We start from the raw sequence: 16,515 nt of genomic DNA on the forward strand, positions 1-16,515 counted from the left end.
AACATTATCCTGATTTTTTTGACGGAGTTTGTAGATCAAAAAGCAGATAATAAAGGTCGCAGATCAAACGGTCATAATTTCTTTTTCTTTAATGACGTATAGATCATCAACTTTTGTGATGTATAAATCAGTAAGCGATTGCACATCTACTTCGGTGTTAGCGAGAAGATCTTCCGAAATGTCAAGTTTTTTTAATTCATGATTGGCATCTTTTCGGTCATTTCTAATACTCACCTTGGCAAGCTCAGCTTCGGCTTTGGCGTGTTTTGCCAATTCCCGTCTTCTTTCTTCTGTCAATATTGGAACATTGATGATAATGCTTTCACCGTTATTCATTGGGTTAAACCCCAAATTAGCAGCTAAAATACCCTTCTCTATTTCAGGAATCAGTTGTTTTTCCCATGGTTGAATTGTGATGGTATGAGCATCCATTGTATTCACATTAGCGACCTGGCTTAGGGGTGTAAGTGAACCGTAATACTCAACTTTTACACTGTTAAGCATAGAAGGTGTTGCCTTTCCGGCCCTGATATTAACAAATTCCGCTTCCAGATGATGGATAGCACTTTCCATCTGTTCCTTGGCTGAATCGACTATAAATTGAACTTCTTCATTCATGATAACAAAGATTTACGAATTAACTAAGGTTCCAACTTTTTCACCTGAAATAACTTTCATCAGGTTACCTTTTTTATTCATATCAAAAACAATGATCGGCAAGTCATTTTCCTCGCTCAGGGTAAAAGCAGTCATATCCATTACCTTGAGATCTTTATTCATGACTTCCTTAAAGGTAATATTTTCAAATTTAATAGCTGAAGCATCTTTTTCGGGATCTGAGGTGTAAATACCATCAACACGCGTTCCTTTTATGATCACGTCTGCATTGATCTCAATTGCCCTAAGTACGGCTGCAGTATCAGTGGTAAAATAAGGATTTCCTGTTCCTCCTCCGAAAATGACAACGCGCCCCTTTTCAAGATGTCTCACCGCCCTTCTTTTTATAAAAGGTTCGGCGATTTGTTTCATTTCAATAGAGGTGAGCAACCTGGTTTGTAATTCAGCCTCTTCTAAAGCACTTTGCAATGCAAGACCATTGATAATGGTTGCCAGCATGCCCATATAGTCTCCTTGTACCCTGTCCATGCCATTGCTTGCCCCGGCTAGGCCTCTAAAGATGTTTCCGCCTCCGATAACTATGGCTACTTCAATGCCTTTACCAATAATGTTCTTAATTTCCTCGGCATAGTCGGCAAGCCTTTTAGGATCAATACCATAATTTCTATCCCCCATCAGGGCCTCACCACTTAGCTTTAAAAGAATTCTTTTATATTTCATAGATCATAATCTGAGATGTACAAATATAATAAATTATACCAATGATAAATTGAAGATGATAAGATAAAATAAGTATGCAGGCCTTGGTGTTAAAACAAAAAAACCCAGGATCGCTCCTGGGTTTATAATATGTACGTTTATAAAAGTTTAGCCAAGAGCTACTCTTTTAAAATCAACTACTTCAACATCGCCAATAGACTTCACATAATTGGCAACACTTAATTTGTTGTCTTTGATAAAGTCTTGGTTAACAAGTGTGTTGTCTTTAAAGAATCTTTTGATCTTTCCTTGAGCAATTTTGTCTAGCATCGCCTCTGGTTTTCCTTCCTGACGCAATTGATCTTTGGCAATTTCTATTTCCTTATCAATTATAGTCTGGTCAACACCTTGTTCGTTCAAAGCAATAGGATTCATAGCCGCAGCTTGCATGGCAACATCCTTGGCCACTTCTTCTGCACCTTCAACTTTGGCAGATAAACCAACGATGGTCGCGATCTTACCAGAGTGAATATAAGACCCTACATAAGGAGCAGAGATCTTTTCAAAAGCTGAAAGTTCAATTTTTTCTCCAATTACTCCTGTTTGTTCGATTAATTTTTCCTGAACCGTGATTCCTCCGAAGTCAGCATTCATCAGTTCCTCTTTGGTCGCACTGTTCAAAGCTTTTTCTGCCAACTCTTTTGCAAGATTCACAAACGATTCGTTTTTTCCAACAAAATCTGTTTCACAACCTAATACGATGACAGCACCTTCTGTGTGGTCTTCGTTCACAATAGCTATTGCAGCACCTTCAGTAGATGCTCTGTCGGCTCTTTTTGCAGCAACTTTTTGGCCTTTTTTGCGTAATATTTCAATAGCAAGGTCAAAATTACCTTCTGCTTCAACCAGGGCTTTTTTACAGTCCATCATTCCCGCACCAGTAGTTTTTCTCAAATTATTTACTTCAGCAGCTGTTATTTTAGTCATTTTATTTATGTTTAGTCGTTATTGCAACAATAACAAGTTCTACAATTATTTTTCTTCCTTCTTTTCTTCTGCAACAGGAGCAGCAACTGTTTCTTTAACAGCGGCTTTCTTCTCAGCAGGAGCTTTCTTCTCGGCAGTAACTGCTGCTTCTTTAGCAACTGTTTCTTTAACAGCGGCCTTTTTTTCAGCAGGAGCAGCTTCCTGTTCTTTCGTTTTCTTTCTGTCTGCTAATCCTTCACTGATTGAGTCAGTTAAATAAGAAAGAACTTTTTCGATAGATTTAGATGCATCATCATTTGATGGAATTACGTAATCAATTGGTCTTGGATCAGAATTCGTGTCTACCATGGCAAAAATTGGAATGTTTAATTTTTGTGCCTCGGCAACTGCGATATGCTCTCTCTTGATATCAACGATCAAGATTGCACCAGGTAAACGCGTCATGTCAACTATAGAACCTAAGTTCTTTTCTAGTTTTGCTCTTTGACGATTGATCTGTAATTTTTCTCTTTTAGATAAAGCTTCAAAAGACCCGTCTTTTTTCATCCTATCGATATATGCCATTTTTTTTACGGCTTTTCTGATTGTCACGAAGTTTGTCAACATACCACCTGGCCAGCGCTCAGTGATAAAAGGCATGTTTACGACTTTCGCCTTGTCAGATACGATGTCTTTTGCTTGTTTTTTGGTAGCTACAAATAGTATTTTTCTACCTGAAGCTGCAATTTTACTCAAAGCTGAACCGGCTTCGTCAATTTTTGCAGCGGTTTTATATAAATCTATAATATGGATCCCTTTCCTCTCGGTATAAATATACGGAGCCATGTTTGGGTTCCATTTTCTTGTTAGGTGTCCGAAGTGTACACCTGAATCAATTAAATCTTTTATTTCAATGTTTGCCATTTTGTTTTAGTTTACGTTCCGTTTGTTTTAGCAATAATTAAGTAGTTATCAATATTGAATAAGTCTTAACTATTTGGATGCTAACCTTGTACGACAACAGTTTTTTCAATTTTACTTTTCTCTTCTTATTCTTAAAAAGTTGGAATAAGATTCAAATTAACGTTTAGAGAATTGGAATTTCTTACGGGCTTTCTTCTGACCGAATTTCTTTCTTTCAACCATTCTCGGATCTCTCGTAAGTAACCCTTCTGGTTTTAAGACGCTTTTATTTTCCTCATCAATAGCTACCAATGCTCTTGTAATAGCCAGTCTGATAGCTTCTGCCTGACCTGTAATACCTCCACCAAATACTTTAGCTTTGATATCAAAGTTTTCAGCATTTTCAGTAAGGTTCAAAGGTTGTAATACCTTATATCTTAAGGTATCAGTTGTAAAGTAGCTGTCATAAGCTTTGTCATTTACCGTGATATTCCCTTTACCTTCAGAAAGATATATTCTAGCAACAGCGGTTTTTCTTCTACCAATTTTGTGAATCGTATCCATATTACTTGATATCATTTAGGTTAATAGTTCTTGGCTTTTGCGCTTCTTGTTGGTGCTCCCCTCCAGCATAAACATAAAGGTTTCTAAACAAGGCACTTCCAAGTTTATTTTTAGGCAACATCCCTTTTACGGCTTTTTCCACAACTCTACTTGGACTTTTCCCAAATAACTCATTTGCAGTAAGCGTTCTTTGTCCACCCGGATAACCAGTATGACGAACATAAGTTTTGTCATTCCATTTGTTTCCGGTTAATTTGATCTTCTCAGCGTTGATGATAACTACATTGTCACCGCAGTCAACGTGAGGTGTAAAGTTAGGCTTGTGCTTTCCTCTGATCAGTTTTGCAACTTTGGAGGCCAAACGTCCTAACACTTCTCCTTCAGCATCCACCACTAGCCATTCCTTGTTCACGGTAGCTTTATTGGCTGATACTGTTCTGTAACTTAATGTGTTCACACGTATTTATTAAAATTAAACATTCCTTCTCTTCAGTTCAAAGAGTTTGCAAAACTACAACTATTTATTCATTTGGCAAATAGCAGATAGCGATATTTTTTCTGACATGAGTCGCTGTCAATTAATTTAGAATTAGGACGATAGGAAGAATTTCTATTATTGTTTCATAATTATCCTGAAAGAGAAGAATGAATGACGATAATACCTGTTTCCAACTCACCCCCTCTGAGCTGAGGGTATGAGAACTGAGGTGATGGGAAGTGAGGGTATCGGAGGTGAGGGTCTCACCTCCGATACCCTCGGAAATTTAACCCTCAAAGTTTAATGGGCTTCCAGCCAGTTACTACCTTGCCCCATATCCACGGTGAGCGGTATTGACATGCTATAGGCATTCTCCATGGTTTCTTTAATAATGGGTTTTAAAATATCCAGTTCATCATGGTGCACGTCAAACACAAGTTCATCATGAACCTGTAAGAGCATTTTCGATCGGTACTTCCCGGAATCTAAAATATCTTGAATGTTGATCATGGCGATTTTAATAATGTCGGCTGCACTTCCCTGAATGGGCGCATTCACTGCATTTCTCTCATCGGCTGAACGAACGACCGCATTTCTCGAATTGATATTCTTGAGATAACGCCTTCTACCAAGAAGGGTCTCAACATATCCATTTTCCCTCGCAAAATCGATCTGCTTGGCAATAAATGATTTTAAGGTAGGGTAGGTTTCGTAATAAGTTTCAATTAATTCTTTTGCTTCAGACCGGCTTAGATCTGTTTGTTGGCTCAAACCAAAAGCTGAAACCCCGTAAATGATGCCAAAATTTACCGTTTTTGCATAGCTCCTTTGTTCGCGCGTCACCTCATCCAGAGGAACCTTAAACACATTTGCAGCGGTTGCTTTGTGAATATCTTCTCCTCTTATAAAGGACGATTTCATTTCTTCATCTCCGCTCATCTCGGCGATCAGCCTAAGTTCTATCTGAGAATAATCGGCCGCCAATAAGGTATAGTTTGAATCTCTCGGGACAAAAGCTTTTCTAATCTGTTGGCCTCTTTCTGTCCTGATAGGAATATTTTGAAGGTTAGGGTTATTGGAGCTTAGGCGCCCGGTGGCTGCAACTGTTTGGCTGTAAGTTGTGTGGATTCTTTGCGTAGTCTTATTGACTTCGTTTGGCAAGGCATCGACATAGGTGTTTTTCAATTTTACTAGCCCTCTCCATTCAAGAATACGTTTTACGATAGGGTGCTTAGGTGCCAGTTTAGACAATACTTCTTCACCGGTTGCATACTGGCCCGTCTTTGTCTTTTTAGGCTTGTCAATGAGATTTAATTTTTCAAAAAGAACAACGCCTAGTTGTTTTGGGGAAGCCAGGTTGAAATCTGTATCTGCTTCTTTATAAATGAGATGTTCCAAATGCTCTATATCTTTGGTAAGGTCACTTGAGAGTGATTGCAGGAATTTTTCATCCAGCCTGATGCCTTCCATTTCCATGGAGGCCAAAACTTTCACCAACGGGATCTCTATATCTTTAAATAATTTTGTGAGGCCATTTTTTTTAAGTTCCGGTTCAAAGACCTGTTTTAATTGCCAGGTAATATCTGCGTCTTCCACGGCATACTCTGTTAACAGGTCAAGACTAACATCTCTCATGGATGCCTGATTTTTCCCTTTCTTTCCAATAAGGGATTCGATTGGAATAGGGGTATAATGCAGATAGGTTTCTGAGAGGACCTCCATATTATGACGCATATCCGGATTAATGAGATAATGTGCGATCATGGTATCAAACAAGGGTCCTTTAACATCAATGTCATAATTTTTTAAAACCTTGATATCGTATTTTAGGTTTTGCCCTATCTTTTCAATTGATTCATCATTAAAAAAAGGCCTGAACCTGTCGAGTACCTGATTTGCTTCTTTGTCATTTTCGGGTAAAGGAACGTAATAGCCCTTCCCCTTCTCGTAAGAAAATGAGATGCCCACCAATTTGGCTTCCAGGGTATTCAGACTCGTGGTTTCGGTATCAAAACAAACAGATTCTTGTAAAAGCAATTTTTTTAACAATAGTTTCTGGGAAAATTCTGTATCGACACATTGATAAAAATGATCGGTTTGCTGAGCCGTTTTGTAACCCCTTAAAGATTCAGATGGTTTCGAACCATCATCTGTGGCCACTGAAAACATATCCAATTGCTGATTGCCTGAGGAAACCTCGTCAGTGGTTTTCTCGGGACTCACCGTTTGTGAATTAGCATCGTTGGCATCTGTTTTGAATATCCGATGTAAATTTTCCAGTGCTCTCCTGAATTCAAGATCCTGAAATATTTCAGTAACTTTTTCAATATCAGGAGTGTTTAATTCAAAATTTTCCTCATGAAATTCAACAGGGCAATCGAGCATGATGGTTGCAAGTTCTTTAGAAAGCATCCCTAAATCTTTATTTGCTTCGACCTTTTCTTTCATTTTTCCCTTGAGCTCATGGGTATTTGCCAAAAGCCCCTCTAAACTACCGTATTGCTTCAGAAATTTCTTAGCAGTTTTTTCACCTACTCCGGGTAAGCCAGGGATATTATCAACTGAATCGCCCATCATGCCCAAAAAGTCGATCACTTGTTTTGGATCCTCTACTTCAAATTTTTCCTTGACTTTTTCTACGTCCCAAATTTCAATTCCGTTACCCATTCGCGAGGGCTTATACATGACTACGTTGTCTGTAACCAGCTGGGCAAAATCCTTATCCGGGGTTACCATATAAGTTTTGTAACCGGCTTTTTCAGCCTGTACTGATAATGTCCCAATCAGGTCATCGGCTTCATAACCTTCCAACTCAACGATCGGGATATGCATGGCCTCAAGAATCTTGTGAATGTAAGGAATTGCAATCCTGATGGCTTCAGGGGTTTCCAGCCTGTTTGCCTTATAAGCAGGAAAAGCTTCACTTCTCATCTGTGACCCTCCATTATCAAAGGCTACAGCAAGGTGATCGGGTTTTTCGCGACGAATAACATCCAGTAGTGAATTGGTGAATCCCATTATGGCAGAAGTATCCATGCCTTTAGAATTTATCCGCGGATTTTTAATAAAAGCGTAATACCCACGAAAGATCAAAGCATAAGCATCCAGTAAAAAAAGTCTTTTTTGTTCAGCCATTGAGAATTAATTTGATGTATGTAAAAGTACAAATTTGTATTTCGGTCTTGAAAAAATAATTGAATAATTGCTAAAGAGTTAATTTTTCGGGCATTATAAATGTTATTGAGATAAAATACTATATTTGTAGGAATAGAATTAAAAACTTTAGTATGACTAAGTTTGGAGAATTAATTGGATCGAAAACCCCCACCCTAATTGATTTTTACGCAGACTGGGAAGGAGAAAATACAAATTTGCACTCTATATTGCGGGATGTTGCTGCGGCACTTGGTGACAAAGCTAAGGTTGTGAAGATAGATGTCTCCAAGAATGAGACACTTGCAGCGGCCCTAAGAATAAAAGGAAATCCAACATATATTATCTATAAAAACGGCGAAATGAAATGGCGCCAAACCGGTCAGCAGGATGCCAATACGCTTATTAGCCTGGTGGAACAGTATGTTTGAAGGAATAGCTTCTTGTATTTTGATTTGAAAATTAAGACATTCTTTTTTAGTACAAGACACATCTTAACTTCCTAATTAGCATTGACTTTTTTAAACAATAATTTTTAATTATATTTCTTAAATATTTAAGGGATAAAAGGAAATATAAATATTTTTATTTTGTCCTTTTGTCTTGATACAAAAGAACGAAAAGATCAAGGCTGATTTTATTTTTCTGTGCATCTCTCTAATAATTTTTACTCCACCATAGCCCAAGCCGCTGCGCTTCGGGGGCTATTGCTTCTCCATTACTAAAATTATTAGGATACAAGACGAAAAATAAAATAGGCCACTTCGTCAAATGTCAAATTAATCTTCCAAACGAAAATGTTATTATGAGCGAATCTTTTACGTCAGTGTAGTTTGAAAAGTGCGTTAAGAATTTTTGAAGCCTTGGAAAAAATTTAGCGCTTTTTAAACGGTTTTTAGGCGTTCGATAGAAAAGCCTAAAAACCACCTCGTAAAAGTTACCTCCTTTTTTTTGGTTCGTTTTTTTTGGAGGAGCAAAAAAAATTGAACAAAGAGACATTAATTATAGGTTCGGTTCTTTTGCGTACCAGTACTTATTCAATATAGAAAATCCCACCTCACTTACAACGACTTAAACACATAGCCTTTTTGAGTAAAGTGCTCTAAAACCTTTGGAAGCACATAATCCAGGTTCTTAAACGATTTATGACTGTCGTGAAAAACAACAATGCTTCCATTGCTAATGTGTTTAATGGTGTATTCCAGGCATGATTTTTTACTGAGTTTTTGGTCAAAGTCACCACTAAGTACATCCCACATAATGATCTTATAGCCTTTTTTGCGCAGGATCTTAGCTTGAAGGGGCCTTATTCTTCCATGAGGTGGCCTAAAGAGTTTCTCACCATGTCGGCTTTTTGCGTCATAAAGATAAGACTCGGCTTTAAGGATGTTCTTTACATATTTATTCGTAGGCGTTTTCCAACCCTGTAAGTGATTGAAGGTGTGATTGCCAATACTGTGGTTATGATCTTTGATCTGTTGGTATATTTGGGGATGCTTTTTTATGTTTTCCCCAACGCAGAAAAAGGTGGCCTTTGCCTTATATTTTTCCAATGTTTCAAGTACCCAGGGTGTAAAATCAGGTACCGGTCCATCATCGAAGGTGAGATAGATCTCTTTATTATCCGTCTTGATACGCCAGGCATAATTACTGAAAAATTTTTGTACCAATCGAGGCGTTTTAACCAGGTAAGATCTCATTTAAGGGTATTTAATTTCGATACAATTGGGGTCTTACCCAAGATACAAAAATTTGATTAATTCTAAAGTTTACTCGTCAAGGACGTCTTCAAGCATCGTAACCGAAGTCATAAAATCTTCTTTAAGCTTCGCAGAGTATTCTTCGCTGTCAAATTCTACGCAAGTGGCAATGATATATTTGTAAAGGTCCAGTGTTCCTTCAAGATCGCTAAAATTTTGTGTCAGTTCATAAGAGCTCAGTCCGCTGTAATAGTAGATCTTTTCCTGGAAATTTGAAATGAGAAACTCTACGATCTTCCGCGCTTTTTCAGGCCTGTCAATATTGTAATAGGATTCAATGTGCCCGATAACCAATCTGAAATAACCATAAGATTCCATTGGCATTTTCTCAAGTGACATATCGAGTATCTCTTCGGCCCTGACAAAATCCTTTTCTTTGATCAATTCGTCAGCCAGCCTTCCCAGACTGTTTCTAAAAGAGATCCCATTTTTTCTGGTCTCCGGATCGTAATAGATATCTCCATTGGAGTTTTTCCAAGACCATTTTTTGACATTTTCATACATGATGTCAGTATTGATCCTGCCCATATCCATAAAACTCCTTTGAGAAATCGGGGTCCTGATAGGAACAAATTTATAGGCAAGTCCATCTAATTGCAGATAATCTTTCAGCCAAATATATTCCTCAGCTGCCTGCGCTCCCCCTGTAAAGTAAAGTGGTCTTTCCCAATTCATATTGGCCAGAACATCGAGCATCAGAATCCTGTTTTTAATAAGCGCAGATTCAGAAATCTGTATATCAATATAAGGGACGATCAAGGCGGAGTCCTTTTCGGCAACAATCCCGTTTTTAAGAACAGCTTCCTTATCGACCATGATTCTCAATTTAGTAGTAGGGTAAACCTTTTCAGGATGTCCGTTATCCTCAAAATCAATCATCGTACGACTGTCTTTACTCTGAATCCACTTCATAAAAAACTTGATGTCCATCACCGAGTCTTTGAATTGAGGAAAAGCATAGGGGTAATGATAAGCTACATCAAGCGAACCTTCTTTATAGTCATCATGGCTTAATTGAGAAGGAATAGGATCAGCCTCATAGGTCTTTCTTTTTTGCTGATCGATATACCAGTCTTTCGCGAATAAACTCGTATTTACGAGTTTGATATCAGTCCTGTAATCTTCAACTTCCTGCATATACCATAAAGGGAAGGTGTCATTGTCGCCAATGGTAAACATAATCGCGTTTTCCTGACAGGAATCCAAATACGATTTGGCATTGTTCCAGGTCGTATATTTTCCTGACCGGTCATGATCATCCCAGTTTTCTTTTGCCATCAGCACGGGCACTGCCAAAAGACAAATGGCTGTCAATGCAGTTGGCATAACGACAGAGGGGATCTTGTTTTTTAACTTTTCATATAAAGCCAAAACACCAAATCCTATCCATATCGCAAAGACATAAAAAGAACCCACAACAGCATAATCTCTTTCCCGAGGTTCAAAAGGCTTGGGGTTGGTATAAAAAATGATAGCAAGCCCGGTAAAAGCGAAGAAGAGGAGCAGGATATAAAAATTATTCAAATCTCTTTTCATATGAAACAAAACACCAATAATGCCCAGGATAAGCGGTAAGAAATAGTAGGTATTTCTTCCTTTATTTTCTGCTACTTCCGACGGAAGGTTTTTTTGAGAGCCCAGCCTTAATTCATCTACGGGGTCAATACCGCTTAGCCAGTTCCCGTGATTATCGAGATTTCCCTGAATATCATCTTGTCTGCCAGTAAAATTCCACATAAAATAGCGGCCATACATATATCCAAACTGATAAGTAATCATAAAACTGATATTCTCACCAAAAGTAGGGCGTCTCTTTGATCTTTGGGGTATGCCGGCAATTGCCTTGTAGTTTTGAACCACCGATGGCGTTGGATCAACCATCCTGGGAATGATACCCTTGTGTTTGCTGTTATAATTTGGTAAAGCGTCTTTGTAATTATTTACGATGACATATTTGCCTGCTTTTTCGTCTTTTTCATACTTGGGCTTTGCGTCCTGATAAGGATTTGCTTTATCCCTGTCTGCCGTTTGAGAGTAGTAGGAGCCGTAAAATACGTTGGCATCTCCATATTGCTCCCTGTTGTAATAAGCGAGCAGTTCCCTTGCACTGGAAGGATTATTTTCATTAATGGTCGTATTGGCATTTGCACGAATCGGTAACATTAACCAGGAAGAAAAGCCTATCATGATAAATAATACAGAAAGAACCAATAAGTTTGCTGTGAACATTTTCTTTTTACGTGTATACCTAAGCCCGAAATAAAACAGGGCCACCAGGAGGATTCCTGCAATAATACTTCCCGAATTAAAAGGCAGCCCGAGGGTATTGATAAAAAATAATTCAGACGCGCTAAAGAACCTGAGGGTAAAAGGGAACAATAGTTTAAATACAAAGGCCAGCACCAAAATGGAAACCAAGTTGGCCAGAATAAATTGTTTGACACTAAGTTCAGGATGTCTTTTATAGATATATATGAATACGATTGACGGAATAACAAGCAAGGATAGAATATGGACACCAAAAGACAAACCAACAATAAAGCTGATCAGCAATAGCCATTTGTTGCCACGGGGTTTATCCATTTCGGCCTCCCAATGGATGGCAAGCCAAAAGAGCAGGGCCATAAGAAAGGAGGACATGGCGTAAACTTCTGCCTCAACGGCACTAAACCAGAAACTGTCTGAAAAAGTGTATGCAAGAGCGCCAACAAGGCCACTGCCTAATATCGCAATAGAACTCCCTTTGCTCATTTCACCAGATGTTTTTTCAACGACTTTTTTTGCCAGGGCGGTTATGGTCCAAAAGAGGAACAGGATAGTAAAAGCACTGGCAAGGGCCGACATAAAATTCACCATCATGGCAATTTGAGAATTGTCAGAAGTAAACATCGCAAAAAATGCCCCCATCATTTGAAACAAAGGAGCTCCCGGAGGATGGCCTACTTCCAGTTTTACGGATGTAGCTATATATTCACCACAATCCCAATAACTAACTGTTGGTTCCAGTGTTAAGGTGTAGGTCAGCAGGGCAATGGCAAAAGTAAGCCAACCCAATATGGTATTGAATTTTTTGTAATCAAATGAAAGCATAGACACAATTTAAAACTGAGGCGAATTTAGTAAATTAAATGGAAACCGCTTGTAAATTGTAGTGTCGTAAAAAAAATCAAAAAAACTCTTTTGCCAAACAAAAACTTTGTTCTAAATTTGCGCCTGCTTAATCAGATATGATTTGGTATTGAAATATTGACCCATGGTGTAACGGTAGCACTTCGGTTTTTGGTACCGCCAGTCAAGGTTCGAATCCTTGTGGGTCAACACTTTAAAAGAAAAATCCATTATAGTTTTTATAATGGATTTTTTCTTTTTAGAATATAATCTTTACATTGGCTGTCTTTTGTTATGTATATGAATGCTACAAGGTTGAATTTGATTGACTCCTGCTTCTTAAAAATCGGGTTTTGCCTTATGATCATTTTCACGAGCGTCTCTTCGATGCAAGGCCAGAAAAAATCTATTTCATACGAAGAAGTAAAGGAGGTTAAGAACTTTGGCCGCTTCAGGTATCTGGAGGTTAAAGGACATACCGGTTATCATTTATATACTGGAGAGACCTTGGAAGGTTTGGTAAACGATGGTTATGGAGCTTTGGAATTCCGTTTTGGATGGCAGTTAAAGGATCCTGATCATTGGACCAGTCGCTATGGTTATGCCACTTTCGGTATTGGATATTATTGGGGCTTTATAGGAAACCCTGAAGTTTTGGGAAAGCCAAATGCAATTTTCGGTTTTATTAATTTTCCATTGACCAACAGGCTTCGCAGAAATGTACTGGAAATGGGTTTTGGATTAGGGCTCACTTTTAATTTAGAGCCTTATGATGTAAATAGGAATGCTGTAAACGATGCCATTGGGACTCCTTTAGCCCTTTATTTCAACCTGTATGCGGGAGGGGCTTACAAAATCGGCCGCGAAATGGATCTTCTTTACGGTATAGATTTTACCCATTTTTCCAATGGAAGGTTAACGACTCCCAATTACGGATTTAATATGTATGGTTTAAACCTGGGCTTGAGATACCATTATAATGCTGATCAAAAATTGGTTGACCGAGACGTTTACACGGATAAAGTCCTTCAAGCCAGATTTGAACCACCTGAAAATTCCAAAAGCCCGAGGTTGAGAGAAAGTTCAATTGAAATTTATGTTGCAGGAGGATCAGTACAAAATGAAAATGACAAAGGAACTGATAAAAGATATGGCATATTTTCAGGCGCATTGGATTATCGGTTTAAATTCAATACCATGCATGCAATAACTGCAGGATTCGATTGTTTTTGGGATGGCAGCCTGAAACCCGATTATCCCGAAACCAAGGATCAGATCCTTGCAGGAGCGCACCTTGGTTATGACTTTATGTTTGGAAAAATGGCTATTAGATTTCAGGCAGGTACATACATTACTGATGACAAGGGAAAAGCGCCTAATTATATCAGAGCCGGGTTTAGATATGACATTACAGATTGGCTGTTTGCTCAAATCTCTGTTAAAACAAGAAAAACTTCACGCGCAGACTGGGCAGAATTAGGTATTGGTTTACGACCTTTTAAATGGTAGTAAAATAAACTGCAATTAAATTTTAAAAGTAACCACTGGCCTCAATGCATGATTTGCCAATTCCTGGCCTATACTTCCGTTGAACAACTGTGATAAGCCACTTCTTCCATGCGTATTCAGGGCGATAAGATCTGCATCAATGTCACGAGCAAAACTCAAAATTCCTTTTTCAATGGAAATGTCATTATAAATATTCTTTGTATAGTTGTCAAAATCGAAATCAGCCATAAATTTAGCTATTCTTGATTCAATATTCTTTGTTGTATTGAAGTTGTGAATTGTATTCACATACAATAGATGTACTTTAGCTTCAAAGAGATTTGCAAAATCTATGACACGGTGAAATGTACTCTTGCTCTCCTTGTTAAAATCAGAAGCAAATAATATATCATTAACCTCAAATTCTTCGACGCTTTGCTTGATCACCAAAACAGGTATTTTTGACCGTCTGACGACTTTCTCGGTATTTGACCCAATAAACATCTCCTGTAAGCCTGAAGCTCCCTGAGAGCCCATAACAATAAGATCAATATTATTCTTTTCACTTTCGTCTATAATTCCTGAAAAAGCATGTTGAAACTGAATCGATTCCACAACTGTTAATCCTTCCAGAAATGGCAATTTTTTGAATTTATCGAATTTTTGATGAGCCAGTTTCATGAAATATATGATTTGAGGCTCACTGCTGATGGTATTCATCTCGGCGGGATCAATAGTAGTTACAGGTAATTCAAGCATGTGAACCAGAAAAATTTCACTTCCTGTTTTACGGGCAATACTCGCAGCAACCTTGGCAGCACTTTCGGCTTCTTTAGAAAAATCTACAGGGACTAATATTCGTTTCATAACATTTATATTTTATGTATTAGCTAAAGTTAATAAATTTTCATCGAATAGGCTCATGATTTTTGTCAGTATCAAAGGAATTCTTATATTTGCAGCGAAATTTAAGATGAGTTGAGTTGGAGGGGACAGATAGTCCCCTCTTTTTATACAAGCCAAATGGATCAGACTTTAGTAAAGAAATTGGTGGATGAAGCACTTTCCGAAAATAGTTCACTGTTTCTTATTGAATTGAATTTTGGAAGTGACGGAAGTATAAAAATCACTGTTGATGGTGATCAGGGTGTACCTTTAAGTGAATGCATCAGAATCAGCAGGCACGTGGAACACAACCTGGACAGGGAAAATGAAGATTTTTCTTTAGAGGTGACCACTCCTAATATAACTGACCCGATAACTGACAACAGGCAGTACAACAAGAACATTGAAAGAACGCTGCAGGTAAAGACGGCTGAGGAGAAGTTTGAAGGTAAATTAATAGCAGTGACTGATAAGGAGATCATACTATTTTGGAAAGCCAGGGAGCCTAAACCCATAGGAAAAGGAAAAATAACAGTGGAAAAGCGACAGTCGATTCCATTGAGTGAGATAAAAGAAGCAAAAGTGAAGATTATTTTTTAATAAGATTATAATGGAAAATATCGCATTGATTGAATCATTTTCGGAATTTAAAGACGAAAAGAGTATTGACAGGGTAACTTTGATGGCCATTTTGGAAGAAGTGTTCAGATCAGCCTTAAAAAGAAAGTTCGGGTCGGACGATAATTTTGATATAATTATCAATCCGGATAAAGGTGACCTTGAGATTTGGAGAAACCGAATCGTGGTTGAGAATGGTGCAGTTGAAGATGATAATGAGGAGATCTCGTTAGAAGAAGCACAGAAAATTGAGCCCGATTTTGAGGTGGGTGAAGAAGTGTCTGAAGAGGTGAAACTGATAGATCTTGGAAGAAGATCGATTTTGGCCCTTCGTCAGAACCTGATCTCCAAGATCCATGAGCATGACAATACAAATATATTTAAGCACTACAAGGAGCTTGAAGGAGAATTGTATTCGGCGGAAGTACATCATGTAAGACATAATGCCGTCATTTTGCTGGATGACAACGGTAATGAACTTGTGCTGCCGAAAAGCGAGCAAATACGTTCAGACTTTTTCAGAAAGGGAGAGTCAGTTAGAGGCATTATTAAAAATGTCGAACTTAGAGGTAATAAACCTTCTATTATTCTTTCAAGAACGGCACCTGAATTTTTGGTAAAGCTTTTTGAGCAGGAAATTCCTGAGGTTTTTGACGGTTTGATCACAATTGAAAGGGTTGCCAGAATACCAGGTGAAAAAGCAAAAATCGCGGTAGATTCTTATGATGACAGGATAGATCCGGTAGGTGCTTGTGTTGGGATGAAAGGATCCAGGATTCATGGAATTGTGAGAGAATTGGGTAATGAGAACATTGATGTTGTCAATTACACCAAAATCGATGAACAGTTTATTAAAAGGGCCTTAAGCCCTGCAAAAGTGGTTTCTCTTAAGATTCACGAGGCTGTGGGTGATGAAAAGCCAAGAGTAGATGTTTTTCTGAAACCGGAAGAAGTGTCCAAGGCTATTGGTAAAGGTGGTGTCAACATCCGATTGGCAAGCCAGTTGACCGGTTATGAAATTGATGTGCAGAGAGAAGGAGTTGAAGATGATGTTGAATTGACTGAGTTTTCTGATGAAATTGAAGAATGGGTGATCAATGAATTTAAAAACATTGGTCTTGATACTGCAAGAAGCGTTTTAGATCTGGATTTGGCCGAGTTGGTCAAGCGTACTGATCTTGAAGAAGAAACTATTCGTGAAGTACAAAGAATACTAAAAGAAGAATTCGAATCATAATATTTATTATTTTGCAATAGGAATTAGAGGTTCATTTT

The 16,515-nt window shown here is 38.2% G+C and carries 14 protein-coding genes and 1 tRNA gene; 5 read left to right on the plus strand and 10 right to left on the minus strand.

All coding sequences use genetic code 11. The features are described 5' to 3' along the window. Window positions 1-63: 63 nt before the first annotated feature. The 7 genes from frr to polA form a co-directional block, all read right to left on the minus strand. Complete coding sequence (frr, locus tag AABB81_RS14440; protein WP_342161264.1) at window positions 64-618, minus strand: ribosome recycling factor; 555 nt, start codon at window positions 616-618, stop codon at window positions 64-66. Window positions 619-630: 12 nt separating this feature from the next. Next, window positions 631-1,338, minus strand: coding sequence for a UMP kinase (gene pyrH / locus AABB81_RS14445; protein WP_342161265.1), 708 nt, complete (start codon window positions 1,336-1,338; stop codon window positions 631-633). Window positions 1,339-1,485: 147 nt separating this feature from the next. After that, window positions 1,486-2,304 carry a translation elongation factor Ts gene (tsf, locus tag AABB81_RS14450; RefSeq protein WP_342161266.1) on the minus strand — a complete coding sequence of 273 codons (819 nt, stop codon included), beginning with the start codon at window positions 2,302-2,304 and terminating at the stop codon, window positions 1,486-1,488. Window positions 2,305-2,349: 45 nt separating this feature from the next. Next, window positions 2,350-3,207 (minus strand): 30S ribosomal protein S2, encoded by an 858-nt coding sequence (gene rpsB / locus AABB81_RS14455; RefSeq protein WP_342161267.1) that lies wholly within the window; start codon window positions 3,205-3,207, stop codon window positions 2,350-2,352. A 156-nt stretch (window positions 3,208-3,363) separates the two neighbouring features. Continuing rightward, complete coding sequence (gene rpsI, locus AABB81_RS14460) at window positions 3,364-3,750, minus strand: 30S ribosomal protein S9 (RefSeq protein WP_342161268.1); 387 nt, start codon at window positions 3,748-3,750, stop codon at window positions 3,364-3,366. Window position 3,751: 1 nt separating this feature from the next. Further along, window positions 3,752-4,207 carry a 50S ribosomal protein L13 gene (gene rplM / locus AABB81_RS14465; RefSeq protein ID WP_342161269.1) on the minus strand — a complete coding sequence of 152 codons (456 nt, stop codon included), beginning with the start codon at window positions 4,205-4,207 and terminating at the stop codon, window positions 3,752-3,754. Window positions 4,208-4,528: 321 nt separating this feature from the next. After that, a complete protein-coding gene (polA, locus tag AABB81_RS14470) occupies window positions 4,529-7,363 on the minus strand; it encodes a DNA polymerase I (RefSeq protein ID WP_342161270.1) in 2,835 nt (944 codons plus the stop codon). Window positions 7,364-7,515: 152 nt separating this feature from the next. Here polA and AABB81_RS14475 point away from each other — a divergent pair, with 152 nt between their 5' ends. After that, on the plus strand, window positions 7,516-7,812 hold the full coding sequence (locus AABB81_RS14475; RefSeq protein WP_342161271.1) for a thioredoxin family protein: 297 nt from the start codon (window positions 7,516-7,518) through the stop codon (window positions 7,810-7,812). 630 nt (window positions 7,813-8,442) lie between these two features. Here the strand turns inward: AABB81_RS14475 and AABB81_RS14480 are convergent. Further along, window positions 8,443-9,081 (minus strand): polysaccharide deacetylase family protein, encoded by a 639-nt coding sequence (locus AABB81_RS14480; RefSeq protein ID WP_342161272.1) that lies wholly within the window; start codon window positions 9,079-9,081, stop codon window positions 8,443-8,445. Window positions 9,082-9,150: 69 nt separating this feature from the next. Further along, window positions 9,151-12,231: a protein O-mannosyl-transferase family gene (locus AABB81_RS14485; RefSeq protein WP_342161273.1), complete on the minus strand. Its 3,081-nt coding sequence runs from the start codon at window positions 12,229-12,231 to the stop codon at window positions 9,151-9,153. 157 nt (window positions 12,232-12,388) lie between these two features. Between AABB81_RS14485 and AABB81_RS14490 the strand changes: the two genes are divergently transcribed. Beyond that, window positions 12,389-12,459: transfer RNA gene (locus tag AABB81_RS14490), tRNA-Gln, on the plus strand. 150 nt (window positions 12,460-12,609) lie between these two features. After that, on the plus strand, window positions 12,610-13,758 hold the full coding sequence (locus AABB81_RS14495) for an acyloxyacyl hydrolase (protein WP_342161274.1): 1,149 nt from the start codon (window positions 12,610-12,612) through the stop codon (window positions 13,756-13,758). 15 nt (window positions 13,759-13,773) lie between these two features. Here the strand turns inward: AABB81_RS14495 and AABB81_RS14500 are convergent, their stop codons facing one another. Next, window positions 13,774-14,604, minus strand: coding sequence for a universal stress protein (locus AABB81_RS14500; RefSeq protein WP_342161275.1), 831 nt, complete (start codon window positions 14,602-14,604; stop codon window positions 13,774-13,776). A 156-nt stretch (window positions 14,605-14,760) separates the two neighbouring features. Here AABB81_RS14500 and rimP point away from each other — a divergent pair, with 156 nt between their 5' ends. Both rimP and nusA read left to right on the plus strand, forming a co-directional pair. Further along, window positions 14,761-15,222 carry a ribosome assembly cofactor RimP gene (gene rimP, locus AABB81_RS14505; RefSeq protein ID WP_342161276.1) on the plus strand — a complete coding sequence of 154 codons (462 nt, stop codon included), beginning with the start codon at window positions 14,761-14,763 and terminating at the stop codon, window positions 15,220-15,222. A gap of 10 nt (window positions 15,223-15,232) precedes the next feature. Next, the gene (gene nusA / locus AABB81_RS14510; RefSeq protein WP_342161277.1) at window positions 15,233-16,477 is read left to right on the plus strand and encodes a transcription termination factor NusA; all 1,245 of its coding nucleotides are present in this window, start codon (window positions 15,233-15,235) and stop codon (window positions 16,475-16,477) included. Window positions 16,478-16,515: the final 38 nt, after the last annotated feature.

Source organism: Lutimonas vermicola (assembly GCF_038433205.1).
Classification (GTDB): domain Bacteria; phylum Bacteroidota; class Bacteroidia; order Flavobacteriales; family Flavobacteriaceae; genus Lutimonas; species Lutimonas vermicola.